28 protein-coding genes are annotated in these 25,254 nt (G+C 62.7%); 10 read left to right on the top strand and 18 right to left on the bottom strand.

Going from position 1 to position 25,254, the window contains the following annotated elements; genetic code table 11:
* Positions 1 to 2: 2 nt before the first annotated feature.
* The 4 genes from V7S54_RS21570 to V7S54_RS21555 are packed head-to-tail and all read right to left on the bottom strand — an operon-like array spanning position 3 to position 2,545.
* Entirely contained in the window at positions 3 to 1,250 is a 1,248-nt protein-coding gene (locus tag V7S54_RS21570) for an HlyD family efflux transporter periplasmic adaptor subunit (protein WP_336408766.1), read from the bottom strand.
* Entirely contained in the window at positions 1,247 to 2,032 is a 786-nt protein-coding gene (locus V7S54_RS21565) for a hypothetical protein (RefSeq protein WP_336408765.1), read from the bottom strand. Before V7S54_RS21565 ends, V7S54_RS21570 begins: the two co-directional genes overlap by 4 nt.
* Before the next feature lie 19 nt (positions 2,033 to 2,051).
* Positions 2,052 to 2,246: a hypothetical protein gene (locus V7S54_RS21560; RefSeq protein WP_336408764.1), complete on the bottom strand. Its 195-nt coding sequence runs from the start codon at positions 2,244 to 2,246 to the stop codon at positions 2,052 to 2,054.
* A gap of 56 nt (positions 2,247 to 2,302) precedes the next feature.
* Complete coding sequence (locus V7S54_RS21555) at positions 2,303 to 2,545, bottom strand: hypothetical protein (RefSeq protein WP_336408763.1); 243 nt, start codon at positions 2,543 to 2,545, stop codon at positions 2,303 to 2,305.
* Between the two features lie 537 nt (positions 2,546 to 3,082).
* Between V7S54_RS21555 and V7S54_RS33280 the strand changes: the two genes are divergently transcribed.
* Positions 3,083 to 3,496 carry a GFA family protein gene (locus V7S54_RS33280; RefSeq protein WP_442892589.1) on the top strand — a complete coding sequence of 138 codons (414 nt, stop codon included), beginning with the start codon at positions 3,083 to 3,085 and terminating at the stop codon, positions 3,494 to 3,496.
* Between the two features lie 295 nt (positions 3,497 to 3,791).
* On the opposite strand, the gene V7S54_RS21550 is transcribed toward V7S54_RS33280, so the two are convergent.
* The 13 genes from V7S54_RS21550 to trbB form a co-directional block, all read right to left on the bottom strand.
* Positions 3,792 to 4,067 carry a hypothetical protein gene (locus tag V7S54_RS21550; RefSeq protein ID WP_336408762.1) on the bottom strand — a complete coding sequence of 92 codons (276 nt, stop codon included), beginning with the start codon at positions 4,065 to 4,067 and terminating at the stop codon, positions 3,792 to 3,794.
* A gap of 136 nt (positions 4,068 to 4,203) precedes the next feature.
* On the bottom strand, positions 4,204 to 4,485 hold the full coding sequence (locus V7S54_RS21545; protein ID WP_336408761.1) for a hypothetical protein: 282 nt from the start codon (positions 4,483 to 4,485) through the stop codon (positions 4,204 to 4,206).
* Between the two features lie 116 nt (positions 4,486 to 4,601).
* Positions 4,602 to 4,841 (bottom strand): DUF2274 domain-containing protein, encoded by a 240-nt coding sequence (locus V7S54_RS21540; protein ID WP_336408760.1) that lies wholly within the window; start codon positions 4,839 to 4,841, stop codon positions 4,602 to 4,604.
* A complete protein-coding gene (locus tag V7S54_RS21535; protein ID WP_336408759.1) occupies positions 4,841 to 6,082 on the bottom strand; it encodes a TrbI/VirB10 family protein in 1,242 nt (413 codons plus the stop codon). Before V7S54_RS21535 ends, V7S54_RS21540 begins: the two co-directional genes overlap by 1 nt.
* Positions 6,079 to 7,149, bottom strand: a complete 1,071-nt coding sequence (trbG, locus tag V7S54_RS21530) for a P-type conjugative transfer protein TrbG (RefSeq protein WP_336408758.1) — start codon at positions 7,147 to 7,149, stop codon at positions 6,079 to 6,081. Before trbG ends, V7S54_RS21535 begins: the two co-directional genes overlap by 4 nt.
* Positions 7,146 to 7,835: a conjugal transfer protein TrbF gene (gene trbF, locus V7S54_RS21525; RefSeq protein WP_336408757.1), complete on the bottom strand. Its 690-nt coding sequence runs from the start codon at positions 7,833 to 7,835 to the stop codon at positions 7,146 to 7,148. Before trbF ends, trbG begins: the two co-directional genes overlap by 4 nt.
* Entirely contained in the window at positions 7,832 to 9,178 is a 1,347-nt protein-coding gene (gene trbL / locus V7S54_RS21520; RefSeq protein ID WP_336408756.1) for a P-type conjugative transfer protein TrbL, read from the bottom strand. The genes trbF and trbL overlap by 4 nt, the downstream gene beginning before the upstream one ends.
* A gap of 4 nt (positions 9,179 to 9,182) precedes the next feature.
* Positions 9,183 to 9,557, bottom strand: a complete 375-nt coding sequence (gene trbK-alt / locus V7S54_RS21515; protein ID WP_336408755.1) for a putative entry exclusion protein TrbK-alt — start codon at positions 9,555 to 9,557, stop codon at positions 9,183 to 9,185.
* 11 nt (positions 9,558 to 9,568) lie between these two features.
* Positions 9,569 to 10,324 carry a P-type conjugative transfer protein TrbJ gene (gene trbJ, locus V7S54_RS21510; RefSeq protein ID WP_336408754.1) on the bottom strand — a complete coding sequence of 252 codons (756 nt, stop codon included), beginning with the start codon at positions 10,322 to 10,324 and terminating at the stop codon, positions 9,569 to 9,571.
* Positions 10,321 to 12,765, bottom strand: coding sequence for a conjugal transfer protein TrbE (gene trbE, locus V7S54_RS21505; protein WP_336408753.1), 2,445 nt, complete (start codon positions 12,763 to 12,765; stop codon positions 10,321 to 10,323). The genes trbJ and trbE overlap by 4 nt, the downstream gene beginning before the upstream one ends.
* Positions 12,766 to 12,776: 11 nt before the next feature.
* Positions 12,777 to 13,058: a VirB3 family type IV secretion system protein gene (locus V7S54_RS21500; protein ID WP_336408752.1), complete on the bottom strand. Its 282-nt coding sequence runs from the start codon at positions 13,056 to 13,058 to the stop codon at positions 12,777 to 12,779.
* The gene (locus V7S54_RS21495; protein WP_336408751.1) at positions 13,058 to 13,390 is read right to left on the bottom strand and encodes a TrbC/VirB2 family protein; all 333 of its coding nucleotides are present in this window, start codon (positions 13,388 to 13,390) and stop codon (positions 13,058 to 13,060) included. The genes V7S54_RS21500 and V7S54_RS21495 overlap by 1 nt, the downstream gene beginning before the upstream one ends.
* Positions 13,387 to 14,370, bottom strand: coding sequence for a P-type conjugative transfer ATPase TrbB (trbB, locus tag V7S54_RS21490; RefSeq protein WP_336408750.1), 984 nt, complete (start codon positions 14,368 to 14,370; stop codon positions 13,387 to 13,389). The genes V7S54_RS21495 and trbB overlap by 4 nt, the downstream gene beginning before the upstream one ends.
* Positions 14,371 to 14,832: 462 nt before the next feature.
* Between trbB and V7S54_RS21485 the strand changes: the two genes are divergently transcribed.
* The 7 genes from V7S54_RS21485 (at position 14,833) to V7S54_RS21455 (ending at position 21,799) form a co-directional block, all read left to right on the top strand.
* Positions 14,833 to 15,888, top strand: coding sequence for a hypothetical protein (locus V7S54_RS21485; protein WP_336408749.1), 1,056 nt, complete (start codon positions 14,833 to 14,835; stop codon positions 15,886 to 15,888).
* A gap of 183 nt (positions 15,889 to 16,071) precedes the next feature.
* Positions 16,072 to 16,785 (top strand): carboxypeptidase-like regulatory domain-containing protein, encoded by a 714-nt coding sequence (locus V7S54_RS21480; protein WP_336408748.1) that lies wholly within the window; start codon positions 16,072 to 16,074, stop codon positions 16,783 to 16,785.
* Between the two features lie 39 nt (positions 16,786 to 16,824).
* Positions 16,825 to 18,003 carry a phage tail sheath family protein gene (locus tag V7S54_RS21475; RefSeq protein WP_336408747.1) on the top strand — a complete coding sequence of 393 codons (1,179 nt, stop codon included), beginning with the start codon at positions 16,825 to 16,827 and terminating at the stop codon, positions 18,001 to 18,003.
* Between the two features lie 45 nt (positions 18,004 to 18,048).
* Positions 18,049 to 18,501: a phage tail protein gene (locus V7S54_RS21470; protein WP_336408746.1), complete on the top strand. Its 453-nt coding sequence runs from the start codon at positions 18,049 to 18,051 to the stop codon at positions 18,499 to 18,501.
* 6 nt (positions 18,502 to 18,507) lie between these two features.
* Positions 18,508 to 19,482, top strand: coding sequence for a hypothetical protein (locus V7S54_RS21465; RefSeq protein ID WP_336557201.1), 975 nt, complete (start codon positions 18,508 to 18,510; stop codon positions 19,480 to 19,482).
* Positions 19,482 to 20,288 (top strand): CIS tube protein, encoded by an 807-nt coding sequence (locus tag V7S54_RS21460; protein WP_336408745.1) that lies wholly within the window; start codon positions 19,482 to 19,484, stop codon positions 20,286 to 20,288. Before V7S54_RS21465 ends, V7S54_RS21460 begins: the two co-directional genes overlap by 1 nt.
* Positions 20,285 to 21,799, top strand: a complete 1,515-nt coding sequence (locus V7S54_RS21455; protein ID WP_336408744.1) for a phage baseplate assembly protein V — start codon at positions 20,285 to 20,287, stop codon at positions 21,797 to 21,799. The genes V7S54_RS21460 and V7S54_RS21455 overlap by 4 nt, the downstream gene beginning before the upstream one ends.
* Before the next feature lie 104 nt (positions 21,800 to 21,903).
* Here the strand turns inward: V7S54_RS21455 and V7S54_RS21450 are convergent, their stop codons facing one another.
* A complete protein-coding gene (locus V7S54_RS21450; protein WP_336408743.1) occupies positions 21,904 to 22,053 on the bottom strand; it encodes a hypothetical protein in 150 nt (49 codons plus the stop codon).
* Positions 22,054 to 22,192: 139 nt separating this feature from the next.
* Between V7S54_RS21450 and V7S54_RS21445 the strand changes: the two genes are divergently transcribed.
* Both V7S54_RS21445 and V7S54_RS21440 read left to right on the top strand, forming a co-directional pair.
* Positions 22,193 to 22,639 (top strand): GPW/gp25 family protein, encoded by a 447-nt coding sequence (locus V7S54_RS21445; protein WP_336408741.1) that lies wholly within the window; start codon positions 22,193 to 22,195, stop codon positions 22,637 to 22,639.
* Positions 22,636 to 25,254, top strand: a complete 2,619-nt coding sequence (locus tag V7S54_RS21440) for a baseplate J/gp47 family protein (RefSeq protein ID WP_336408740.1) — start codon at positions 22,636 to 22,638, stop codon at positions 25,252 to 25,254. Before V7S54_RS21445 ends, V7S54_RS21440 begins: the two co-directional genes overlap by 4 nt.

Genomic DNA, 25,254 nt, shown 5'->3' with positions numbered 1-25,254 from the left:
CGTCAGATACGCTCTCCGAGACGCAGCAGCGGGGAGAGCGCCAAACGCCAAAAAGGAACACGCTCTTTTCGGATATGTATAGTTGCGCCCATACCTGGTATCAGCGTTTTACCCTTCTTAAAATCGTGAAGCGAATCTCGGTCAGCAGAAATCACGACGCGGAATTTTGGCGTATCTCCAATGTCCTCGTTAAACGAAATTGACCGATTAGGAGTTCGCGTGAAAAATTTGACTTGGCCGTTGAGGAAACCATACTCAAAATACGGATAAGCGGTGATGGCAATTTTGACAGGTAGATCTTGTTTTAGTTCACCAATCTGAGACGCGTCCACGTCGGCCTCAAACAATATCTCTTCGCTTCTTCCAACTACTTCGAACAAGATATCCCCGGCGGCAACGCTTTGCCCTTCCCGAAAACCGCGAGGTACAAGAATTCCCGTTTCCGGCATCCTAATTTCAAATGGGGCTATCCTGGCTTCGGTTTCAATCGACATTTTCAGATCGGAAAGCGCGTCGAGAATTTTTGATTTCTCTTGGTTGAAGGCCTCCTGATTTTGATACTGGCGCATTCGCAACTCGGCCGCCTGACGTTGCAGCTCAGAGTACCGGATGTGATTGTCCCGAAATTGAATGGTCCGATCTGTCAGGATATTTTCATATTCAGCAACCTCCGTTCCCTTTACTAAACCCCGGTCTCGGGCTTGTCTGCGGCTCATGAGGTCGGCGTTGACGCGCTTCAATTCCCGCTCGTAAATTACGTTGAGTTCCTCCACCTGCCGCATAAGCAACTTTACCGACGCCTGAGTGGCCGCGAGTTCTTGCTCCTGCTGCCGCTCCGCAGTGCCAATTTCCTCCAATCGCATGGCGAGTCTTTGCTGCCGTCTATTCAACTCATCCATGCTAAAGGCAGGATTAGGTGAATTCCGCTTGGTGGGGAGATCAAGACTGCGGATTCTTGCGACAGTGGTCCCGGCAGCCAGCAACTGTTCCTGTCGTTCGGATGTAACAAACGTCAAGATGCCACTACGCTCAGCTACGATTCTTCCTGAACCATCAGCTGTTCTTAAGACTCCTGAAGCCGTAACTCCGAGAGATATATGAACGAAGCTAAATGCGATGGTCGCTACGACAATCGCACCTAATAAAGCAGTGACCCCTGCCGGATGTTTGAGGCTGGGATGTTGGAGGCTTGTTGAAAGCGTGTTTGTGAGGGTGACGGTCGCCTCAGTACGAAACAATGGGCTAGTCATTCAACAGGCTGCTTCCTGTCAATCGCGCGAGCTTGATACTTTTCCCAGTGCTCCCACATAAACCAGAAGGCGGGCTGTTCTCTGAGAAGTCCTTCAAGGCTACGTCTTGCAATAACTGTGCATCGGCGTACGAATTCATCGCGGTTCCGAAATTCTCTTGGATCAACGACGTCGAAGATTTGAATCTCTTCTCGCTCCAAAGAAACCGGCGCGACGCTGATCACAACAGCATCCGCCATGTAGCATAACTTGGACCATCCCATTGTTAAATTTACTTCATTACCGAATATATTCACGGGAGATGTCTCACCAAATTCCGCGAACAAATCGAAAAGCGCAAACAGATGTGCGCCTTGCTTCATGTCACGAAGTAACGAGATCATATTCCGTTTTTCGTCTGCTCTAAAGACCTTCACGAAGTCAGCGCGACCGCTACGTGTATTTATGCGTCGCCAAAAAGCATCTTCTTTCTCTCCCCATTGATTTGCTCGCAAGGCAATAAATCGACTATCCTGAGGAAGAGAGAATGCTATCCGCTCAAACGACATTGCATAATTCCCCCAATGGGGAGCAATAAAACACAGGCTGCGTCCACAGCCTTCAATGGCATCGAAACAATTTAGTGTCGCCTTTGCCTCACAAGGCACCTCAGGCGAGGTAATGTAGGCATCATTAATGGCCAACTGCTTGCGCATCTTGTTTACAAAAACGCGCATCGACAGCCGCTTGCCATGTATGGCCTCAAGCATGCCTAAGAAATACTGGCGATTGCTCGATTGCATCTCGTGTAGCTTACTTTAATTAAATGAGTACCAGCAACACCGCCTGGATCGCGAGATACAACACCACCAAACCAACAGCGAATAAGTATATCTTTTTCCCATCGGTATTCTTAATGGTCGGACTAAAGGGAGATGCGAGAGCCGCCAACCCTAGCATCTTTAGCGAGAAGACGACCGCATCAAATAGGACAGCCAGCAGACCTGAAAAATTCATTTTACCCACCTCCGCAGGGTGCTCCCCTCGCATTTAAAGGGGAGCACCTTGGCTTGCTATTTGCCGCCGCCATGGCCGCCCGCAGCGCCGCCGATAGCGCCGCCAAACACGCCACCCATCACGCCCGCAGTATGCTGCGCGCGTTTGCCACCGTAGCCCCGGCTCGCAGCGATATCACGCCCAAGGGTGCGACCAATTCCGTAACCGGTCGCCGCACCGCCAAAAGCGCCGCCCCAGCTCCAGCCTCCACCAACCGCGTCAATTTCGTCTTCAGTAAGCTCAATGAATGCATGGGTCATGTTCTATCCTTTACAGTAGGTAGTCACAATCATAGCTTGCTAGCGAGTCGGAAAAGTTTCGTCAATAGGTTGCGCACGCAAAAATAGATCTGGGTGGTCGGGCGCGCGATATAGGCGACACAACTTCGCGCTTCATGGCCACGACCGACGAAGTGGAGTTGCCTCTAAAAACCCGGCAGGATTTGACTTCTAATTTTATGTTTGGCCAGGTCGCCATGGCGTTTCGCCGCAATATGGCGCGGCCGGCCAGTAGCCGAATTCGGCATGTCGGCGATGAACCTTCGAGCAGTCTCCGATCCGGTACCCACAGCGCTCGCAGTTTTATCCGGCATTAGGTAGCAAAGACCACCAGACCTGAAATGGCATCCCGACTACCTGGCTCCGGTGAAAACGGAGCTTCGATGGGTGTAGCGTACGAACCTTCCGCCAGTCGACCTGACTGGCTGCATAAAGTTTGCCCCATTGCGGACCTTCGAAACGCTGCTAATCATACCTATCGGTGGCAACCATCGTATTCGCGGAAAGAACGGGCCGGTAATGTCTGAAAAAATTACCGACACATGTCTTTGCGGCGCAGTCAGGATTTCGTGCGGCGAACCGGCGGGCGCTGGCGGGTATTGTCATTGCGAAGATTGCCGCAAATCAACCGGTAGCGCCTTCGGGGTCAATATTCCATTTGAGGCGAGCGAGTTTCGGATCATTTCGGGCGAGATTCGCTCATTCACCAAGACTGCGGACAGCGGCAACGACCTGACACGACACTTTTGCCCCAACTGCGGTTCCCCACTGTTCGGAACATCCCCCCAGCATCCGGGTCGGATTTATGTGAGGGCCGGGATTATCGACCAGCCGTCGTTGGTTCGTCCAGCCAGTCAAACCTGGTGCGAATCCAAGGTAGAGTGGTCCGCCATTGATCCAAGGCTGCCCTCGTATCCCGAAGGTAGACCTTAACCCAAGCCCCAGCACCGTCCTCTTATGCCGCTATCCCAAGCTAGTGCGCGTCAACATCTGTGGAGCATTTGACCTGCAATTCCGGGAAAGTGGGAATTGCTTTTGAATTCAGGAGTGTAGGCCACTTTTGGTGGTTTTTGCTACCTGATGTCGGTTTTATCACTGCCGAGGTGGTTGGCTCCAACCGTCGGTAAGCTCACGCCCAGCAATCGCCCTGACGATTTTCGGATTTGACACGTCCCTGCGAGATACCAGTACGAGCGTCTCACAGAGTGCGAGCAGCGCCGCCTCGTGCTCAGGTGCAATGGTAAACCAGCTTGAACGATTGGCTCTGGTTTCTGAAATCAGCAATCCGGATGTCGAAAGTTGATACAAATGCCTGAAAGTCGCCGACTGGGATAAACCAAGGATGCGTGCCAACGTACGAGCAGATTTGGCTCCGCCGTGGAGTGCGCCCCTGAGAATGGACGGTGATCAGACCGCTGTCGGCGACGGTGTCGGGAGGTGCCTCCAGGAACCGCTTAGGGTTGAGGAGGAGCTTGTATTCGCGCGCGTCCAGTTCATGCCGCATGGTCCGAGTCCCCCGTCGGAGCGTTGCACAACCTGAATTTCACCTAGCCCTAAACTATGCCTTACAAATTGTTTTCTGGCAATTATAAAACTTAAGAGAGAGTCGCCCGGCGCCCGGAGGATGTCACCGTCGAAGGCTAATGAAACGACTGGTTCGGAGAATTATCTCCGTCGAGAAACGCTGCGCGCGCCCTTACGGGATTGCCGTCCAGCAGGACCCCCGGATCGCAGTCGAGAGCCAGCGCGATCAGCTCGAGAACCTCGAGTGTCGGATCCTTTCTCAGCTCCAATATGTCGTTGATTTCCGTTATTCCGAGCCCTGTCGAGACGACCAGCGCATCGCACGTAAACTTGCCGGTCTTGAAGATGGCTTGCAGATTTGCTGCGAGGTTTCGCGTCAGGTCGCTTATCGGAGGCATATTGCCAGATCCCAAAACTGACAGCGCTCGCTTTCGTGCTGAACGCCTGTGCACGCATGATGACGGATCGGCGCAAGCCCGTCTTTCAAGATGGCGTCTCGATCTTCAGAAACGGATCAGAATTTTGCGTTTGGCGGGGATGGAGATTTCCTGGCTTTTGCAAAGCCACGATCCGTGGCGATAAAGCGCTCGAGCATGGGTACGATCAACCTGACGGGATCGGTGACGGGCTGCCCCGTCTGACGTCCGAGCACCTCTGCATAGGTCGTGAGATCGCGATGCAGGCTTGCGGGCATTTCCAAGGTTACCTTCACCGGCTTGTCGTCCGCAATCGGCCCGAGTTTCAGCTTCACCATCAGGATCCTCCATAGGGTTCGAGTACGAGATCGCGTGTGACGAGCACGCGAACCGGAAAACCGGGCCGGATCGTCAGTGTCGGGGCAATGTCGAGCTGGCGCTCAACGATCTGCTGGCCGGTCTCGCTGATGCTGTCGGATGCGCCTCGGCGAAGAGCTCGGACGATACCGCTTTCCTCGCTGGAAGAGCCCGCTTCGGCGCCGATGCTCAGCAATGTCGAGAGAGCAGCGGCCCTGAACAGTTGGCCCCAATGATAGTCCACGCGGTCCTCTAGGCCGGCGTAGCCTGCGCTGTCAGCGCCGGGTTGGCGTTCGAGCACGATCGAGCGGCCGTTCGGCATGATCAGTCGGTTCCAGACGAGGAGCACACGTCTCTGGCCGTAGCCGACGCCGCTATCGTACTGGCCGATGAGCCGCGCGCCCTGCGGGATCAGCAGGATGCGGCCAGTCGGGCTGTCATGGACGTTCTCGGTCACCTGCGCGGTGATCTGGCCCGGAAGTTCAGAGCGGATGCCGGTGATGAGCGCGGCCGGGATGACGGCGCCGGCCTGGAGAATGTTCGGGGAGGCCGGTGCGGCGACACGATCCGGCGCGATCGTTCGCTTGTCAGGGGTGGCGTTCAAAAACGCGAGCCGCCGTTCCTCCGCTGTGGGTGTCGCGGGCTCAGGAGCGATGCCAAGGCTTGCAAGATCGGGCAGGGCGTTTGAATTACCGGCCGGCGGCATGGAGCTATCCGAGCCAGGCGCCTCGGCTGCCGCCGCTGTCGTTTCGGTGCTGGCGAACAGCCGGCTCGTGCGTGCCGCCTCCATCTCTTCCTGCCGGCGCCGCTCCTCCTCGCTGAGGCTCGGCTCGGGCACGACGACCTCTGGTGCGGGAACGGTCTGCCCGCGTTTCTGCGCGTCGAGAATAGGGCGGCCGAGATCGCCAGGGAGCGGAGGTCCGAGGATCGGACCGGTATAGTCGCGCGGCAAGTTGGAAAGCCCGTCGGCCGTGGTGCGATTTTCGGTCGAGTAGAGCTCCTCGGCGGGCCCGCTCCCATCAGATGTCTGGAGAGCGTAGATCAGCGCGCCACCGAGACCGAGGCCAGCGATCAGGGAAACGCCGGCCAGGAATTTCCGCGACAGACGGGTCACGCGCGGCGCCTCGGGGCGCAGCCGCATGGAGATCACGGGCTCGCCCGTCAGCGGGCGAGCCTCATCCGGTTCCAGACCTTCTTCTTTCCGGGGTTCTTGATCACTCACAACACCCGTCTCCCGTCGGTCCGCAGGATCCGCACCCTCATCTGCGTCCGGCCGGCGCCGAAACGAAGCTCAGCGGCGGCAAAGAGCCGGTCGACGATCATGTGGTGGCCGCGAACCCGATAGTTCACGAGTTCGGAGTCGTTGCCGTCGGGGCCGACGACGAAGAGTGGCGGCATTTCGCCCTGACCGATGCCGCGCGGAAACTCGATGAAGACTTGCCGGCCGTCGTCGAAGGCGCGAAGCGGCCGCCACGGGGCGCGGTTGCCTTCGATCGCGTAGCGAAAGTTGAGGCGCGCCAGATCGACACCCGGGGCGACGGGCTGAGCGGCTTGAGCTTCGGCATTCTGACGGCGAAGCGCGATCAACTGGTCCTGGGGATATTGCCATGACACCGAAGCCATGTAGGTGCGCTCCCCGGATCGCAGTTCCAGGTGATAGGTCCGGCGGTCGGTATTGATGATCAGGTTCGTCGTCAGATCAGGCCGCGTGGGCTTCACGAGGATGTGGATCTGCCTGGTCGTACCTGATCCGCTCTCGGTATCGCCGATCACCCAGCGCACGGTGTCGCCGGCGGCGACCGGCCCGGTGCCGACGAGCTGCTCGCCCGGCTGAAGGGCGATGTCGGTGATCTGACCGACGGCGGTGTAGACCTGATAGAGCGCGCCTTGCGTGAAGGGGTAGACCTGCATGGCATTAATGAAGCCGTTGCGAACCGGCTGCACGCGGGCCGCCGCATTGGCCTGGTGGATCCTGGCAGCGGGGTCGGCTGGCTCGGGCCGCAACCGGCTGATCTCGATCGGCTTCATCTGTCCCGGCAAGGGCAGGGGCTTCACAAGCTCGACGACCCGCACGGGAGCGGGAGGATCGATGGTCCGCACCGCCGGCGCGGCATCGTCGTAGGAGATCGCCGGAGGCTTCTTCGCTGTCGCGCATCCGGCGAGTGCTGCGGTCGACAGTATCGCGAGGACGGCATTTGCGCACAATGCGGCGGCGTTTCCGCCTTTCCGCGACCTGACGCGCGTGAGGAAAGCAGGTCGCACGGCTCGATGATCAGACGGCGGCTTCATTGTCCCAGCTCCTTCGACCAGTTGATGGCGTTGACGTAGATCCCGAGCGGATTGCGCTTAAGCTTCTCGGCATCGCGCGGGGGCTCAACGACGATCGTCAGGATCGCGGTCCAGCGCGAGGTCTCCGAGAGCGATCCATCCTGATAACGGCGCTCGCTCCAGGCGACGCGAAAGGAGTCGGGCGAGGCGCGGATGACGGAGGAAACGTCGACGGCGATCTGCTCTCTGCCGACCTTGGTGAACGGGTCGCTGGTGCGTGAGTGGTCGTTCAGCGCCAGCGCGCCGCGATCAGTGGTGAACTCGTAGGCGCGCAACCAATTCTGCCGCACGATGATCGCGTCGGCTGAGATACTCCTCACCTCTTCGATGAAGCGCGCGAGATGCCAGGCGATCTGGGGATCGGTCGGGCGAAAATCCGCTTCTGCCGGGGCGATTGCCTGCGCCTGTCCGAGCCGGTCGACCTGAACGACCCAGGGGACGACCGTGCCGCGGGCCGACTGCCAGACGAGGGCTGCCGCAAAGCCGGCCGAGAGGATGAGCGAGCCGAATGCTATGAGCCGCCAGTTTTTCGCCTGGATGCGGGCCGAGCCGATGCGATCGTCCCAGACCTGGGCGGCGCGCTGATAGGGTGTCTCGGGCTCTGGCGTCTTGCCGTAATGCGTGGAGGGTCGTCGGAAGGGATTCATGAGCGGTCGCCTTCGGAGAGATTGACGGAGGAGCCGCCGCCGTGGGCGTCTCCGGAGCGGATTGCGTGGGCAGTTGCCTGAACGCTATGTGACATTTGCTGTGCGCGCTTCATGCGCCTGGCCCAGTCGGGCGGACTGTCGCCATGCAACGGACCGGTGGATTGCGAGGCATCGCCGGCAGCCCGACGATCGCCGTCACCTCCTGCGGAGGCGGACTGGGCTCCACTGGCGTGGCTTGAGCTCAGCCTTTCGGCGGCGCGAGCGCCGATGCGCTTCAGGGGTGAGACCGCGGCGGCCGCGCCCGATCTGGCCGTGCTGCCGAGCCCGGATGCGACGCCGGTGACACCCGACTTGCCGGCCGCACCGAGGCTGTAGGCGGCGGAGGCTCCACCGGCGAGGGCCGCGCCGCCGCGAGCGGCTGCAGCGGCGGCGCCAAGGAGCGCCGCGCCACCGGAGATGGCGGCGCCGGCAGTCGCCGCTCCGGCCGCGACGACGCCTCCGGCGGCGAGCCCGGTGCCGACGGCACTGCCGGCTCCAAGTTGCGGGCCGCCTGAGACGAGGCCGTTGGCGATGCCCGGTCCGAAGATGCCGAGGCCGAGCAGCGACAGCGCCGCAAGCACGATCGCCATGGCCTGATCGATGGTCGGCGTTTGGCCCCCGAAACCTTGAGTGAATTGCGAGAAGAGGGTCGAGCCGATACCGATGATCACGGAGAGGACGAGCACCTTGATACCGCTCGAAATCACGTTGCCGAGCACCCGCTCGGCCATGAAGGCCGACTTTCCGAAGAGCCCGAATGGAATGAGCACGAAGCCGGCGAGCGTCGTCAGCTTGAACTCGATGAGTGTGACGAAGAGCTGGACGGCGAGGATGAAGAAGGCGAGTAGCACCAGCACCCAGGCGAACATCATGCAGGCGATCTGGATAAAGTTCTCGAAGAAACTCCAGTAACCCATTAAATCGGAAATGGATTCGAGGAGAGGGCGGCCGGCGTCGAGGCCTGTCTGGGCGACCTTGCCCGGCCGGAGCAGATCAGCCGTCGAGAAGCCGGTCCCGGACGCCTTGAGGCCGAGGCCCGCGAAGCTCTCGAACACGATACGGGCGAGATTGTTCCAGTTGGAAATCAGATAGGCGAAGACGCCGATGAACAGGGTCTTCTTCACCAGCCTAGCGATGACGTCATCGTCAGCACCCCAGCTCCAGAAGAGTGCGGCGAGCGTCACGTCGATCACGATCAGCGTCGTGGCGATGAAAGCCACTTCTGCGCCGAGGAGGCCGAAGCCGGAATCGATGTATCGGGTGAAGACCTCGAGGAACTCGTCGATGACGCCGGTGCCGCCCATATTCTCACCGGACCTCGTCCGCGTTCGGCCCGGCGAGCGGCGCGGTCACCCTGACGGGCGCCCCGGGCTGCACGGCTTGCGCAGGTGAACTGAGCGAGGTGTCGGGAAAGGCCGGACGCTCTGCGTGTCCGGGCCTGAGAAAGCGCTGCCGGTTCTCAGCCCAGACACGCAGGCACGAGGCATCGCGGGCACCGGCCTCTCCCATGCCGACACAGCGCCTGAGCTCCGATCGCAGGGGATCCAAGGAGGCCGGCCCCCGACCGCCGATTGCTGCCTCCTGCGGCCCGTCCCCTTTCCGGCTCATCGCGATCGCCGCTCCAAGAAATGCGACGGCCACGAGGGCTACGGCGGCGACCCTGATCAACCGCGTTCCGTCCATGCCCGCCTCCGTCACCGGTACATCCGGGCATTGCCCGGCTGGTAGCCGGTGCCCGGGGCGAGAAAGCGGCGACGCTGTTCGCGCCCTTGCTCGGCGGCGGCCGCGCGCTCGGCGTCGCTGAGCGCCGTGGCCCGTCCGTTGGCAGCAACCACCGCGGTCAGGTCGGCGAGCTGTTGTGCCTGCAGTGCGAGCAGCTGGTTTCCGGCCTGGGTGGCTTGCAGGGCGCCGATGGCGCTCTGGCTCTTGCCGACGAGTGCCGACATCTCTCTACGATTGGTGTCGATGTTTCCGATGACGGTCGCCTGCACACGCATCGCATCCTGCAGACCGCCAACCGTGTTCTGCCAGCGCGTGCGCGCGTTGGCGACGAGCTGCTGGTCGCTCGTAGAGATCGGGGCCCTGCCATAGGTGGTCTCGAAGGCACGGTCGATCTGGCGGACGTCGAAGGCGATGTTCTGCGCCTGGGCGAGGAGCCGTTGGGTGCGTTGAACCGACTGCTGCAGCTCCTGAAGGGACGAGTGTGGCAGGCTCGCAAGATTGCGGGCCTGATTGAGCAACATCTGAGCTTCGTTCTGTAAAGAGTTGATCTGGTTGTTGATCTGGTTGAGCGCTCGCGCTGCCGAGAGCAGGTTCTGCGCATAGTTCTTCGGGTCGAAGACGATGAGCGCCTGCGCCGGCGCCGTGAGCAGGGAAATCACCGGCGATGCGGCAAGCAGGGCTGCGGCAACGCGAAGGGCCCGAAAATGCGGACGGTAACGGTTGGTCATGATTGTACCTCGAGGGCTTCAGGGATCAGGTTGGTGAGGTCGGGTATGAGGTCGGCGGCCCAGGCGGCGCCGCGATGGCGCAGCCACGCAGCGAGGAAACCCTCCCGGCCGTGCTCGGCGACAATCTTCTCGATGGCGGCCTGGTCGGTCTTTGACGATGCGGTGCAGAGAGCGAGCGCTACGTCCGAAAGGCCGAGTTCGAAGAGTCGATTGCCACGCCGCGACTGGCAATAGTAGTCGCGCTTGGGCGTGGCCCGCGCGAGGATTTCGATCTGCCGGTCGTTGAGGCCGAAGCGGTGATAGATCACCGCGATCTGCGGCTCGATCGCGCGTTCGTTCGGAAGGAGGAGGCGCGTCTGGCAGCTTTCGATGATCGCCGGCGCGATCGCGGAACCGTCGATGTCGCTGAGCGACTGGGTGGCGAAGACGACGGAGGCGTTTTTCTTGCGCAGCGTCTTCAACCATTCGCGAAGCTGTCCGGCGAAGCCTTGATCGTCGAGTGCGAGCCAGCCCTCGTCGATGATGATGAGAGTGGGGCTGCCGTCCAGCCGGTCCTCGATGCGGTGGAAGAGATACTGGAGCACGGCGGGGGCCGCACCGGTGCCGATCAGTCCCTCGGTCTCGAAGGCCTGGACGGAGGCCGTGCCCAGATGCTCGCTTTCCGCATCGAGAAGGCGGCCATAGGGACCGCCGACACAATAGGGGCGCAGCCCCTGCTTGAGATCGTTCGATTGCAGAAGGACGGTGAGGCCGGTCAGGGTACGCTCGATGGTTGGCGCGGAAGCGAGCGAGGTGAGCGCCGTCCAGATGTGCTCCTTCTCGTCCGGGGAGATTGCGACGCCCTCCCGGTGCAAGATGGTGACGATCCAGTCCGCCGCCCAGGCTCGTTCCGCGACGTCGTCGAGACGGGCGAGCGGCTGTAGGGAGACAGAGCTCTCGGTCAACCCGCCGCCGAGGTCGTGCCAGTCGCCGCCGATCGCGAGAGCCGCGGCGCGGATCGAACCGCCGAAGTCAAAGGCAAAGATCCGGGAGCGCTCATAGCGGCGGAACTGCAGCGCGATCAGCGCCAGCAGAACGGACTTGCCGGCGCCGGTAGGTCCGACCACGAGCGTGTGACCGACATCGCCGACATGGATGGAGAACCTGAACGGGGTCGAGCCTTCGGCCTTGCCGAGCAGCAAGGGGGGCGCTTGGAAGTGCTCGTCCCGTTCCGGCCCTGCCCACACGGCGGAGAGCGGCACCATGTGGGCAAGGTTCAAGGTGGAGATCGGTGGCTGCCGGACGTTGGCATAGGCGTGCCCCGGCAGGCCGCCGAGCCAGGCGTCGACGGCATTGATGGTCTCCGTCATGGCCGTGAAGTCCCGGCCCTGGATCACTTTGTCGACGAGGCGCAGCTTCTCGTCGGCGGCGCGCGGATCGGCATCCCAAACCACAACGCTCGCCGTCACATAGGCCTGTCCGGCATGGTCGGCGCCGAGCTCCTGCAGCGCGAGATCGGCATCCGCGGCCTTGTTCGCGGCATCGCTATCCACGAGAACAGAGGTTTCGTTGGTGATAACCTCCTTGAGGATCGCGGCGATCGACTTGCGCTTGGCGAACCATTGCCGGCGGATCCTCGTCAGCAGTCTCGTCGCATCGGTCTTGTCGAGCATAACTGCGCGCGTCGACCAGCGATAGGGAAAGGCAAGGCGATTGAGATCGTCGAGAATGCCGGGCGTCGTTGCGGTCGGGAAGCCGACGATCGTCAGCACCCTGAGATGCGCGTCGCCGAGGCGCGGCTCAAGACCGCCCGTGAGCGCCTGGTCGGCGAGGAGCGCATCGAGATAGATTGGGGTCTCGGGGACGCGCACCCGGTGACGCCTGGTCGAGACGGTCGAGTGGAGATAGGTGAGCGTCCCAGCGTCGTCGAGCCAGGCGCATTCTGGCATGAAACCCTCGACGAGTTGCAGCACACGGCTCGTGCGGTCGATGAAGCCGTGCAGGATCTCGTGTGGATTCACGCCGGTCTCGGCCTTTCCCTCGTAGAGCCAGTTTTCGGCGCGGGCAGCCTCCTCCGCGGGCGGCAGGTAGAGGAAGGTCAAAAAATAGCTCGACTCGAAATGCGCGCCGGCTTCCTCGAAGTCCGCCTTCCGCTCGGCGTCGACAAGAGCCGAAGCGGGATCGGGGAAACGGCTTGCCGGATAGGCGGCGGCGGGATGGCGCTGCGCTTCCATAAAGATCGCCCATCCGGAACCAAGACGGCGGAAGGCGTTGTTGAGGCGCCCGGCGACGGCGACGAGTTCGGCCGGCACGGCCGAGTCAAGATCGGGACCACGGAAGCGTGCTGTGCGCTGGAACGAGCCGTCCTTGTTGAGGACGATGCCTTCGCCGATGAGAGCTGCCCAGGGCAGAAAGTCGGCGAGGCGGGTGCTTTTGTTGCGATATTCAGCGAGGTTCATCATGGGCGCGCCCCTCAGATCGACAGGTGACCGGGGATGCGCAGATGCCGGCGAACGACGTCGACGAACTGCGGATCACGCCTGGCCGCCCATACGGCGGCGAGATGTCCGACAAGCCAGAGACCGAGGCCGACCAGCCAGAGGCGCAAGCCCAGGCCTAGTGCAGCTGCGAGCGTTCCGTTGAGGATGGCGATCGCACGGGGAGCGCCACCGAGCAGGATCGGTTCGGTCAGCGACCGGTGAAGGGGAACTGCGAAGCCGGGCACATCCTCGGCGGGAGAGGTGGTCGCTGCCATCAGACGAGCGCTCCGCCGCCGAAGGAGAAGAAGGAGAGGAAGAAGGAGCTCGCGGCAAACGCGATCGAGAGGCCGAAGACGACTTGGATGAGGCGCCGGAAGCCGCCAGAGGTGTCGCCGAAGGCAAGCGTGAGGCCGGTCACGATGATGATGATCACCGCGACGATCTTGGCGACCGGACCTTCGACGGACTTCAGGATCTGCTGAAGCGGCTGCTCCCAGGGCATGGAGGAGCCTGATGCGTGGGCCGCGGGAGCGAGCGCAAGGATCAGTAGGCTGACAGAAACCGTCGTCAGAAAGCGACGGCGAAGGTGATGCAAACGCTGAATCATGCAAGAGCTCCTGGTACGGTGGAGGTGACGGGATTGATCAGGTAGTCGCCTGAAGGAGCGAGCCCTTCGACGCGGGCGAGTTCCGAAAGACGGCGCGATGAACCTCGTCCGGATAGGACCGCGACGAGATCGATAGTTTCGGCGATCAGCGCCCTGGGGACGGTGACGACGGCTTCCTGAATGAGCTGCTCGAGACGGTGCAAGGCGCCGATGGCGCTGCCAGCATGGATGGTGCCGATGCCTCCGGGATGGCCGGTACCCCAGGCTTTCAGGAGATCGAGGGCTTCGGCGCCGCGTACTTCTCCGATCGGGATGCGGTCGGGGCGCAGTCGAAGCGACGAGCGCACGAGTTCGGACAAAGACGCGACGCCATCCTTGGTGCGCATGGCGACGAGGTTTAGCGCTGCGCATTGCAGCTCGCGGGTGTCTTCGATGATCACGACGCGGTCGGCCGTCTTCGCGACTTCGGCGAGAAGGGCATTGGTGAGCGTGGTCTTGCCGGTGGACGTACCGCCAGCGACGAGGATGTTGGCGCGTGACGCGACTGCCTCGCGCAGCGCCTCGGCCTGTCCTGCCGACATGATGCCGGCGGCAACATAGTCATCGAGCGTGAAGATGGCGACCGCTGGTTTGCGGATCGCGAAGGTCGGCGCGGCGACGACCGGCGGCAACAGCCCCTCGAAGCGCTCACCGGTTCCAGGGAGTTCCGCGGAGAGACGTGGTGCCCCGCCGTGAACCTCTGCACCGACATGGTGCGCAACGAGGCGGATGATCCGTTCGCCGTCGGCGCCGGAGAGGCGCTCGCCGCTATCTGCGAGGCCGGAGGACAACCGGTCGATCCAGAGCCGTCCGTCGGGGTTGAGCATGACCTCGACGATCGAGGGGTCCTCCAGAAATCTCGCGATGGAGGGACCGAGGGCGGTGCGCAGCATGCGCACGCCTCGCGTCACGGCTTCGGATTTCGGATGGGAAGTCGCCATATTGTCCCCGCTCTCTCACGGGCCGCACGACGCGCGGCCCTGGACCGGGGATGATTAAAAGAGCCAGAAGTTCAGCGGCTGCAACAAGGTTGGTGGCGTAGTAGCGCCACGGCGTAGAAAAACAGGTGATAGGTAGAGCTTCGGTTTGCGGTGGGCGGGGCAGTGTGGGCCGCAGACCACTCGCGGCCGCCCCAATCCGAGTCGAGAGATCGAAAGCGCGAAATCGTAGGGCGTCCCGACTTTGGGGGCTTACGCAAGATGGCCCTCCCGAAGGCGGGGCAGCCAGATCCCGATTCCGGCCACCCACCGCCGACTGATTGCGGTTTTGGCGCAGCCAAAGCGTGAGTTTCCGACTGGCGCAATATTTGGTTGCGCAAAATGCATTCTCAGCCTATGTTTTTGCAGGCCTATCTTGGTTCTTCCCAAAAAAGCGTGCGTTCTTTCTTCGCGATGGAGCCCAATATGATCGGTTTGGTCCTGCACAAACCCCAGATGTGGGTGGCGGGTGCTTCTATCAGCGCATTGCTTTTCTTATTGTTTCTTGCTGTCGTTTCTATTTTTCACGATAATTCGACGATCTATCCGCGTGACGATGAGGGGCTTCGCCAACTCGTCCATTCCGGCCAATGCGAAATGCCGGCGGACCAATCCCCGATTGTAGAAATTCAGAATACGCTTTCCAACATGGCCTATGCCCTGGCCGGCACGCTCATTCTGCTTTGCGTTCGTTCCTGGGCGGGACACCTTCTTGCAATCAATCTGATCCTTCTTGCGATCTTCAGCGGCCTCTATCACGCAGTACTTGCCGAACTGCCTCAAGTGCTCGACGTGGCGTGGGTCTATGCGGCATTGTTGTCCTTGTCGATCTACATAAGCTTTGTCCATGTTCAGGCTGAGCGGCCGTATGGGATGGCGATCTGGTGGTGGATTCTTTGCGGCACGGTGCTCGCCGCAAGTTTCATCATCCTGCCTCTCGTTTTTCGCGACAATGCACTGGTCACCTTGGTTGCCTTTGTCGACCTGATGGCGTTCGTGGTGTCGGTCAATGGTCTGTGCTGGTTGGCCCGGAAGAAATTTCCGGCCCTGATCTTCGTCGTCGCACCGGTCGTTTGTCTTTTCGTGCCGGTTTTCGGATACCTGATGCGGGCCGAACTCCACTGGGATTCCGATGCCGTCTTTCCGATCATGATCATTCTTCTTGTCCTGCAGCTTGTGGTGCTGTGCGCGAGCGCGCGTTCCCTTGATTGGAGCGTAGTGGGGCTCGAACTGGCGCTGATAGGGGCCGCTGTCGTTCCCGGATTCGCTTTTCGTCTTCTCGACGGATACACAAAGACCGGAGGACGCAGATGGCTCTGCAGCCCGGACTCGCTGTTTCAGGCCCACGCCCACTGGCACATCTTGAGTGCCGCCGCGCTTCTGCTCGCCTATGACCTCGTCTCGCGATTTCAGCCCTTGGCAGGGGACGACGGAGACCGGCCGGTATTCTTTCCCCAACAATCGGCCATAGCTTCACATTGATAACGGAGATCGAAGTAGTTGCTGGCCCGCCAATAGGACTTGACGAAAGAACAAAACAGTTGCCAATAATATAAAGTAAGACACGATTAGCAGCCAGACACATATCGTCCGAATGATTGTCACGCCGGTCCTTCGCTGGACACGGAGAGTGTGGATTATTGCCTAACTTTATTCGGAGGCATTATGGCCGATACAGTTGGCGGATTGCTTTTCGCGTTTCAATCGTGGCTGGCGTCGGAGTTCGCTCCGGCAACGGTTCGCCTCGATGTTGCCGAGCCCGTTCCCAACGAGGGCATCTCAATATTCGTCACGCGCGTCGAACGCGGCACCGAGGACAGGAGAGCCGGAGAATACCTCGCCGTCGATGTGTCGGTGCTTCTCGTCGTCGATCACCGGGAACCGGCCGAGGCGGCCAATCTTGCCGGGGAAGTGGTCTTTGCCCTGTCCGAGGGACAGTGGATTGACGAAAGCGGAAAGCGTCATCGGGTGGAGCTTGTCGCCGGTACTGAAGTAGACGCGGCGCTGGCGGCGCTCGGGCGTCCCCGTGCGCTCGCAACGCTTGTGAGGCTCTCGCTTGTGCGGGAACGCGAGCGGCGGGCCGTCCGACCGGTGCTGAAGCCCCTTGAACTCGAAATTGGCGAAATCGGACAGATGGAGGGAACCGTGGTCGGCGAGATACCCGGTAGCGAGCCTCGTCCTCTACCCGAAGCGCGCGTCACGGCTCCGGACTTCAGACGAACGACGGTCAGCGACAACGATGGCCGTTTTCGCCTTGCCGGCCTGCCGCCAGAGGGTCCGGTGTCGCTGGTAGTCAGTGCCAAGGGATTGACCCACAGCGTGTCCGTCAGCAAGCGCAGCGGGGTCAGACTGGTCGTTCCAATGAACAATCTCAACTGACGCATCGCCGGAGTGCGAGGCGGAGCGGAGGAGGGGTCTATGAGTTTGAGCTACACGTACCCCGGCGTCTATGTCGAGGAAAAGGACACCGGTGCGCGCCCCATCCAGGGTGTGTCCACAACGACGGCCGCGTTTGTCGGGACAGCGCCGAAAGCCGATGCCAGGCCGATGACCGCGGTCGCCGTCAACAGCTTCGGTGAGTTCACGTCGATGTTCGGTTCGGAGTCGCCGTCTCCGAACATTCTGGCCAACGCGGTCTACGGCTTTTTCATCAACGGCGGATCCCGCTGCTATGTCGTCAATCTCGGCGGCGAGGGCCGCCCGATCGACCCGGCGCTCGCCGCGATCGAGGCGATCGATGAGATCGCCATGATCGCTGCGCCGGGACGGGCCGACATCGCCGCCACGGCGCGCCTCCTGTCGTTTTGCGAAAATCTCGGCGACCGCTTCGCCATCCTTGACGCGCCCGGGCCTGATCGTGTGGACCTCGATGCCCTTGTCCGTGTCGGTCAGGAGCTGGATCCGGCGGCGAAACCGGGCAAGGACGACCCCGAGGCGGGCTTGCGCGCACCCGCTTCGCCTCGCGGCTTCGGCGCACAATATTTCCCCTGGCTCAGGGTTCGCGATGCCCTCGATCCAACCAAACTGGTCACGGTGCCGCCGTCCGGACATGTCGCCGGCATCTACGCCCGGACCGATACGCAACGCGGCGTGTTCAAGGCGCCGGCCAACGAAGTCGTGCGTGGGGCCACGGGCCTGACGCAGCCGCTTACCAATGCCGAGCAGGGCAAGCTCAACAAGCGTGGCGTCAATGCCATCCGGTTCTTTTCCACGCAGGGCATCTTGGTATGGGGCGCGCGCACGCTAGCGCCGGAGGACTCGAACTGGACCTATGTCAGCGTGCGCCGCCTAGTGCTGTTTATCGAACAGTCGATCTACCGGTCCACGGGCTGGGTGGTCTTCGAGCCCAACGACCGCCCGCTTTGGAAAGCGATCCGGCGCGACGTTTCGGCTTTCCTGATGATGCTGTGGCGCTCCGGAGCGCTTGCCGGGGCGCGGGCCGAGGATGCCTTTTTCGTCAAGTGCGACGAGGAAACCAATCCGGAGGACAAAATCAATCTTGGAATTGTCACCACGGTGATCGGCATCGCGCCGGTGAAGCCGGCGGAGTTCGTGATCTTCGAAATCGGACAGATGGCGGGCCAGGCAGCCGCCTGACCGTCGCCGCGGACGATTCCGACTGTTTTGACAAAGGGGCGAGCTATGGCGCAACAGCAGGCAGCGACGAGCGTTCTCGTCGATCCATACCGCGATTTCAATTTCCGCCTCGATATGGGCGGGGTCACCGAGGCCGCGTTCTTTTCGGTGGAGGGCATCGCGATGCGCGTCCACCCGATCCGGTTTCGCGAGGCCGGCACCGGACAGGTGGTTCGCGCGTTGCCCGGTCCCGTCGAACATGCCGAGGTGACGCTCCGCCACGGAGTGACGCGCTCCGTCGGCATGTGGCAGTGGATCAGCAGCATCGCTCAAGGTCGGGTCGAAAGGCGCAACGTCTCGATCCTGCTGCTCGATGTCGATGGTGCCACCGAGGTCGTTCGCTGGAATCTCATGAATGCCTGGCCGTGCGAATGGCACGGCCCCTCGCTCAGCGGGCTCGGGCGCGGCATCGCGATCGCCGAGCTCAAGCTGGTATACGACGAATTGCAGCGCGAGTGAGCCGCGATGGATCTCACAATCCTCGACCCCGCATGGCTGATTGCGCGAGTGAAGCGCTGGCTTGACCGACTGCTGCGTTCCGCCCGATCGTTGCTGCGACGCGATGTCCGCGGTTCGGCAAATCCGGAGATCGCCCGCCTCGCCAGGCTCTATCCCGACGCACCTAGGGTATGGCTGGAATTCGCCGCCGGCGCGGCGTTTGCAGAAAGTGCGCCGGAGAACCTCGGCAGCCGGCCGGGCCGCGCCGAAGGGGCGTCCGGGACCGATTGGCCAAAGCGTTCGAGGGGCGCACGCCTCGAATTCGTCAAGTCTGAAACGTTCGCACCCGCGCCGGTTCGCAAAGCCGCCAAACCGGGCCGCCTGCGATGGATCGACCCGCGCGAAAGCGAACCCTGCGGTGAACGACCGGAAAGGACGGGTGTTGCGGGCCAAGCGGTTCGGCCGAGTCCGAATTTCGAATACATCGCAGAGACCCCCGCCACACGCGAAGGCGGATTTGCGCCCCCGGCGGAGCGGACGCCCCCGACCCGTTCTGGGAAGCGAGCCTTTGCCGAACCGCGGGATGCCACCGCGTCGGTTTCTCCGTCGGCCGCCGCCGACCTCGTCGGAATCCGGGAAAAGGAACGGCCTGCGTCGATCGGAGAGCCGGATCCGATTTTCAGGGAGCGATCTCCGGCACCCGGGCCGGTCACCGGGGAGCGAGCGAATTTCGCCCCGGCGACGAAAGCAGAGCGGCCGCCTCCGGATAGTTCCCTGCCGGCGGGGTCGTCCGGCGAGGCGGAACGTGCCCTGACCGAGGGCGCGAGACTTGGTCGATGGCAAACAAAGGAGCCGGCTCGTCCGGCGTGGCACGACGTTCCGAGGGGGGACCTCTGGCCGACCCTGCCGGATGCCGAACCCGACTCCACCGAGGTAGCCAGGTCGGATTGGTTTGACGAGGATCGCTTCGCTCACCTTGCCCGCATCCAGGAGCGACGGTGATGCAGAGGGTCCTGTTCCTGGTCGAAGGCAGCGGTGAACGCATTACGGCGCTCGTCAACCCGGAACGCCTCGAGTTTACGCGCCGCAGCGGCGTCCGGACACTCAGGCATGCGACCGGTTCAGTGACCGGGCCGGCCCTGTCGGACGATCCGCTGTGGCCGACCGGCGGCGGGTCGACGGAACTGGTCCTTGACCTTTTGTTCGATGTCGACCTCATCGAACCGCTAGGCGGCATGACGAGGAGTGGCGGTCAAGGCGGCGAGGGCGCGATCGTCCCGGTCGCCGACGTTCGCGAGTTGACGCGACCCTTCTGGGCACTTGCGGAAAATCACGGCGAAAATCACCAGCGCGGAGCACCGCCGCTGGTTCGCTTCATCTGGGGACAGTCGTGGAATGTTCTCGGCGTTGTGACGGCGATCGCGGAGCGCTTCGAGTGCTTCGATCCGGAGGGGCGCCCAAGGCGTTCATTCCTGAGAGCTCGCCTCCGGCGGGCAAATGAACCGGAAGCGTCGCCGGGCCGAAGCAACAGTCCGACGCTGCTGTTCCAGGGCTCCAATGCGACTCCGTTCTTCGAACTGTCGGCACCGGGCTCGGCCGGCTCGTTCGAATACACCGAGCGTTTCGAAATTCCCACCGATGACACGGGCCTGCCGAGCCTGCGCCTGGATCAGCTTGCCGCGCGCATCTATGGAAATCCGGCCGAATGGCGCTTGATCGCCAACGCCAACGCCGTTACCGACCCGCTGCGTCTCGCACCCGGAACCGTGTTGGCGCTCCCGTCACGTGGCAACGGAGGCGTCGCATGAACGACATGTCCTACAAGCCGGCCGGCGCCAAGATCAGCCTTTCCGGGCAGCCGATCGAGACAGGTTTGGCCCAGCGGATCACCCAGGTCGTGGTGCGCCAGAGCCTGGACACCCCGGCGCTCGCCGAGATCACGATCGTCGATCCTTTCGACGGTCTAAGCGAGCGTTTCGCAGCCGGCACCGCGCTTGGCGTCGACCTTCGCACCGGAGGCAAGCTTTTTTCCGGCGCGGTGGCCGGCCTTGAGCATCACTATCTCGCCGACGGCGGGCGCGTCCTGAAGGTCCGCGCCCATGATGCGCTGGAGACGCTGCGCTCGAAGCGACGGTTTCGGGTGGTCGAAGGCGTTTCGCCCGTCGACGCCTGGAGCGAGGCCGCCTCGGGCCTTGGACTGGACGTGCGCGCCACCGTCGAGGGAACACCCTGCACCTCGGTCCAGACCGGAACCAGCGACTTGACGTTCCTGGTTTCGCTGGCGCGCGCCCAGGGCATTCACGCCGTGCTCGACGGCGAAGCGGTGCGGCTTGTTTCCCTCGCCGGGTTCGGCGAGACGATAGAGGTTAGCCCGGGCGGGCGCCTGATCGCGGTGAAGGTCGAGGAGGCCGGTGAAGACGTGAGCCGTCTAGGACGCGCCTATGGCTGGAGCGCCGCAAGCGCGGGCACCTTCGCCGCGACGGCCCCCACCGCACGCCAGGACGAGGAGATCGAGCTTTCCGCCTTCGCACTCTCCGGTCTGCACGAGGATGAAGGTCACCTCTTTGCGGCAAATCTGCCGTCCGGCTCGCAGGGTGAAGTCCAGGCCGCCGCACAGGACATGATGGACCGGTCGGCCGCGAACCAGACCGTTGCCACCGGCACGCTGCGCGGATCCGCCGACTTCAGGCCCGGCGTTCGGCTCCGCCTGGCCGGTCTCGGTTTCCGCGCGCCACCGACCGTCGTCATGACAACCGCCACCCACGTGTTCGATGCGCGCCAGGGAAACGTCACCGAGTTTTCCAGCCGGCCGCCGCCGCCGCTCAAGGCCGAATGCGTGCCCGTCGTGACTCTCGGGCGGGTCATCGACATCGCCGATCCCGACGGTGGCGCGCGCGTCAAGGTCGCCTTGCCCGCTTTCGGCGACATAGAGCTCGGGTTCCTGAGCCTTGTCGTCGCCGGCGCCGGCGCCGGCAAGGGTGCTGCTGCACTCCCGGATGTCGGCGACGACGTGATCGTTTTGTTTCCGTCGTCGGACCTCGCGCATGGCCTGGTGCTTGGCGGGATCTACGGGGCCGCGCGTTTGCCGCGCGGAACGACGACACAGCATCCTCGCGCGCTCGTCCTTGCTTCGGGCGGCGACCAGCGCCTCGTGCTGGGCGGAGCCCGTGCGACCGCGTCGCTCTTAACCTCCAGCGGTGACCGACTGTCACTCGGCGGCGGACGGTCGCAACTGACCGTGGCCGGTGATCTCGAGATTGCGGCGATCGGAGGCACGATCACGATCAAGGCACAGAAAGTGAATTTCGAAAGGATCTGACGCGGCCATCGCCGCCGAACAAGAGCGTTGTGAAAATGGTGCTAATCGGGATCGAAACAGCTCGCTGCAACTGCGAACATCGCGGGGGGGTTCAAATTCGACCTTCACAGGACTGGGTCACGATCGATGGCAGATTGCTTCTGGTCGAAGGCGACCTGGATCATCGCCCGATCGTCCTGTGCAGGGGAGGCGCGGAAGTTGTCGGTGTCACACGCTGTCGCTCGATCGCGACCGTCGACGATGACCTCAGCCATTCGCATCTCGTCGCCATCGACGGCCGCGGGGTCGTGTTGTCCACCGCCTCCGGCACAACCGACTGGAGCAGCGTCGCGATCGCTCGCTGGACACTGGGGAACCCGGGTCAGCTTTGGGTCGCAATCGAAGAGGAATGACATGACGACCGGCTGGGCTTTTGGCGGACTGACGCAAACGATCGCGGGCACGGACGGCGCGACGGGCCCGATGGTGGCCCCGACTGGCTCGATCGCTCTCGCTTCCGGTGACGACCATGTCCGCCAATCGATCCTCACACTGTTGGCAACGCGGCCCGGAGAACGGGTGATGCGCCCGGATTACGGATGTCCCATCGACCGGCTGATTTTCAACCCCAATGATGCGACGACCGCCGGCCTCGCTATTCACTATGTCCGGCAGGCGCTGCTGCGCTTCGAGCCGCGCATCGACATTTTGCGGCTGGAGGCCGGTTCCGGCCGCGATGCGGCCACCGGCGACGGAGGTACCGATACGGTGCTGTTCATCCGGCTCGATTATCGCGTCCGCAGCACGCGGCGAACCGAAAGCCTCACCTTTTCGATCGATCTCGCCGGTGGCGCCTCATGACGTTGAAAATCCCGAACCTTGACGATCGCACTTTCGACGACCTGCTCAGCGAGGCCAAGGCGATCATCGATCAGCGTTGCCCGCAATGGTCGGACAGGTCGCCGTCGGATCCGGGCATGACGCTCATCGAGGTCTTTGTCCACCTGACGGAAGTGCTGATCTACCGTGTCAACCAGTTTCCCGCGAAGGCGCACCTCGCTCTGCTCGACCTCCTTAGTGTCGCACCGCTGGCGCCTGCCGCGGCGGAAGTGACGCTGACGTTCACGCGAACTTCCCAAGGTGACGGCCGTTTGCCCGCCATAAGGATCCCGGCGGGCACGCTTGCTTCCGACCGCACCGGTTCGACAGTCTTCGCGACGTTGGTCGATGCGGAACTGACGGCACTGCCCCCCGGAGCAGGCACCGATCCGCCTCAAAGCGTCGACGTGCCTGCAATCAACGCCGAACAGGTTGAGGGCGAGCCGGTAGGACGCGGCACCGGCGAGCCGGGACAGTTCTACACTGTCCGGCGCGGACCGATCCTGCGGCGCCTGACCGATGCTCATGCTCTTGTGGTCGGCGTGGAGGTTACCGATGCCGATCAACCCGACAATGGGGACTTCCGCAGCCTTGAAGGCAAGACTTTCGCGCTCTGGCGCGAGGTATCCGCTTTCGTCGGCTGCGGCCCATCCGATCGAGTCTATTTCGCCGATCGGGCGCGAGGCACCATCGTTTTCGGTCCCGCCAATATCGGCGGAACCTCGCCGCGAAGCATGGGGGCCGCGCCGGCGAAGGGGCGCGAAATACGGGTGTGGTACAGGCGAGGCGGCGGGCGGCTCGGCAACCTGAGCGCCGGCGCGATCACAATGCTGAAGTCGCCGATCAACGGCGTCGCCGTTGAGAACAGGGCGCGCGCCTTCGGCGGTGAGGATATGGAGCCGCTCGAACGGGCCATCGCGCGCGGACGCGGAGCCGTCCGCGTCCTGCGTTCGGCCGTCACGGCACGCGACTTCGAGGATGTCGCCTGCGAGACGGCGGGAATCGCCCGTGCCCGGGCATATGCCCAGCGAGACGTCTGGGCGTTTGGCCGGCCGGGCACGGTCGACGTCCTGGTCGTGCCCGACTTCGACCTTGCCTCGCTGCCCGATGGTATCACCACAGAGGTGCTCGCGGCCCATCAGACAGCCGAGCTGCTCGCGAACGCGCGCGAACTGGTGCGCGCCCGCCGGCCCGTCGGCGTCGAGGCACGCCTCGCCTGGACAAGGTGCCGGCCGGTTGACATCTCGGCGCGCATCGTCGTTCAGGAACTGGAAGAACGGGAGGCCGTCAAGGCCCGGCTGACCCGTCGGCTGCACGCGTTGCTCGCACCGGACGGCGCGTGGCAATTCGGCCGCGCGCTTCGGGCCTCCGACGTCTACGAGGTTCTGCTTGCCGAGCGCGGCCTGCGTTATGTGGACCGGCTTTCCTTCCATATTGCCGACGCTCCCTCGGAGGCAATTGCCGATCTCACACGCGATCATGCCCAGCCCCAAACGCTCCACGCCGCGGGCCGGTCCGTGTTCCGCAGTCTCGATGCAGGGGAAAGCTGGGCGAGCATTCTTGAAAGGCCGAACGAAACCTTTCTCGGGGTGCGGACCAACCCGGCCCTGCCGGGTTGGCTCGCCGCCTTTTCACGCCAGGAGGCGGGACCGAGCCATGTCGTCTATGTCTCCCTGGACGGTGGAGAGAGTTTCGACGATCCGCGGCGCGCGGCGGCGATCGATCCCGAGGAGCGGATGGCGCGGTTCGCATTCAATTTCGAAATCCGCGATCTCGCCTGGAACACGCATGACGGCGTGCCGGTGTTGCTCGTAGCCGGCCGTGCCGCGCTCCAGAAGATACGGTTTTCAGTTCCGGTGATCGTGGAAATCCTGCCGGTGCGGGGCACCGGCGCGAGCGAGAGCGCCGAAGATCAGCGGGGTTTCGAGGCGGTGGCTGTCGCGCGCCATGTCTCTGGCCTCGAGTTCACCGCAGTCGCGGCGCGCGAGCGGCTGGGTGTGTACCTTTCGGCAGGCGGCGGCCCTTTCGCGCTGCTGCCTGATACGGCCGGCAAGAATATACGGGTGCTTGCCTTCCAACATCAAGGCAACGACACCTTCCTGTGGGCGGGCATTTCCGCGGAGAAAGGCGAGGAAGGGCAGGGTGCTCAACGCATAGGCGTGCGCATCGATGGTGGATATGACCCGACGAGCTGGACGGCCTTCAAGGAAAATTGGTCGGGCGGTTCCTGTGAAACGCTTGATTTTCACGACGATCTGGTTGCTGCCGGGACCAACCGGAGCGGCATCCTCCTGTGGCGTATCGGCGCCGACAAGAAGTGGAGCAATCCCCCGACCATCGGTTGCGGCCTGCCGCCGGTCGACGAACGTCGGAGCCTTCCTCCTGCCAGAGGCGCCGTCATGTGCCCGACGGATAACGGCATGTCGCTGTTCTTCGGTGGCGACGAGGGCATCTATCGCAGCGACGACCTCGGCATGAACTACGTCGCGAACGGTTGCAACGAGTTCGAAGACCGCGTGCCGCTACCGCGCAACTGGTTGTTCTGCAGCGGCAGCATCGAGCTCGACGTGTTCTCGGAAAATGGCGAGGAGGGCTGA

This window comes from Ensifer sp. CCNWLY38 (assembly GCF_037120565.1).
Taxonomy (GTDB): Bacteria; Pseudomonadota; Alphaproteobacteria; order Rhizobiales; family Rhizobiaceae; genus Ensifer; species Ensifer adhaerens_H.
Note: the sequence above shows the minus strand (reverse complement) of the source record. Positions and strands in the feature narration are given on the sequence as shown.

Coding starts and splice junctions, on each gene's coding strand:
- V7S54_RS21560 (WP_336408764.1), bottom strand. CDS start 2,246: ATGAATTTTTCAGGTCTGCTGGCTGTCCTATTTGATGCGGTCGTCTTC.
- V7S54_RS33280 (WP_442892589.1), top strand. CDS start 3,083: ATGTCTGAAAAAATTACCGACACATGTCTTTGCGGCGCAGTCAGGATT.
- V7S54_RS21500 (WP_336408752.1), bottom strand. CDS start 13,058: ATGGCAGCGACCACCTCTCCCGCCGAGGATGTGCCCGGCTTCGCAGTT.
- trbK-alt (WP_336408755.1), bottom strand. CDS start 9,557: ATGGACGGAACGCGGTTGATCAGGGTCGCCGCCGTAGCCCTCGTGGCC.
- V7S54_RS21440 (WP_336408740.1), top strand. CDS start 22,636: ATGACGTTGAAAATCCCGAACCTTGACGATCGCACTTTCGACGACCTG.
- trbJ (WP_336408754.1), bottom strand. CDS start 10,324: ATGACCAACCGTTACCGTCCGCATTTTCGGGCCCTTCGCGTTGCCGCA.
- V7S54_RS21495 (WP_336408751.1), bottom strand. CDS start 13,390: ATGATTCAGCGTTTGCATCACCTTCGCCGTCGCTTTCTGACGACGGTT.
- V7S54_RS21545 (WP_336408761.1), bottom strand. CDS start 4,485: ATGCCTCCGATAAGCGACCTGACGCGAAACCTCGCAGCAAATCTGCAA.
- V7S54_RS21475 (WP_336408747.1), top strand. CDS start 16,825: ATGAGTTTGAGCTACACGTACCCCGGCGTCTATGTCGAGGAAAAGGAC.
- V7S54_RS21445 (WP_336408741.1), top strand. CDS start 22,193: ATGACGACCGGCTGGGCTTTTGGCGGACTGACGCAAACGATCGCGGGC.
- trbE (WP_336408753.1), bottom strand. CDS start 12,765: ATGATGAACCTCGCTGAATATCGCAACAAAAGCACCCGCCTCGCCGAC.
- trbL (WP_336408756.1), bottom strand. CDS start 9,178: ATGGGCGGCACCGGCGTCATCGACGAGTTCCTCGAGGTCTTCACCCGA.
- trbB (WP_336408750.1), bottom strand. CDS start 14,370: ATGGCGACTTCCCATCCGAAATCCGAAGCCGTGACGCGAGGCGTGCGC.
- V7S54_RS21450 (WP_336408743.1), bottom strand. CDS start 22,053: ATGGCTGAGGTCATCGTCGACGGTCGCGATCGAGCGACAGCGTGTGAC.
- V7S54_RS21485 (WP_336408749.1), top strand. CDS start 14,833: ATGATCGGTTTGGTCCTGCACAAACCCCAGATGTGGGTGGCGGGTGCT.
- V7S54_RS21465 (WP_336557201.1), top strand. CDS start 18,508: ATGGATCTCACAATCCTCGACCCCGCATGGCTGATTGCGCGAGTGAAG.
- V7S54_RS21480 (WP_336408748.1), top strand. CDS start 16,072: ATGGCCGATACAGTTGGCGGATTGCTTTTCGCGTTTCAATCGTGGCTG.
- V7S54_RS21540 (WP_336408760.1), bottom strand. CDS start 4,841: ATGGTGAAGCTGAAACTCGGGCCGATTGCGGACGACAAGCCGGTGAAG.
- V7S54_RS21550 (WP_336408762.1), bottom strand. CDS start 4,067: ATGCGGCATGAACTGGACGCGCGCGAATACAAGCTCCTCCTCAACCCT.
- trbF (WP_336408757.1), bottom strand. CDS start 7,835: ATGAATCCCTTCCGACGACCCTCCACGCATTACGGCAAGACGCCAGAG.
- V7S54_RS21460 (WP_336408745.1), top strand. CDS start 19,482: ATGCAGAGGGTCCTGTTCCTGGTCGAAGGCAGCGGTGAACGCATTACG.
- V7S54_RS21555 (WP_336408763.1), bottom strand. CDS start 2,545: ATGACCCATGCATTCATTGAGCTTACTGAAGACGAAATTGACGCGGTT.
- V7S54_RS21565 (WP_336408765.1), bottom strand. CDS start 2,032: ATGCAATCGAGCAATCGCCAGTATTTCTTAGGCATGCTTGAGGCCATA.
- trbG (WP_336408758.1), bottom strand. CDS start 7,149: ATGAAGCCGCCGTCTGATCATCGAGCCGTGCGACCTGCTTTCCTCACG.
- V7S54_RS21470 (WP_336408746.1), top strand. CDS start 18,049: ATGGCGCAACAGCAGGCAGCGACGAGCGTTCTCGTCGATCCATACCGC.
- V7S54_RS21455 (WP_336408744.1), top strand. CDS start 20,285: ATGAACGACATGTCCTACAAGCCGGCCGGCGCCAAGATCAGCCTTTCC.
- V7S54_RS21570 (WP_336408766.1), bottom strand. CDS start 1,250: ATGACTAGCCCATTGTTTCGTACTGAGGCGACCGTCACCCTCACAAAC.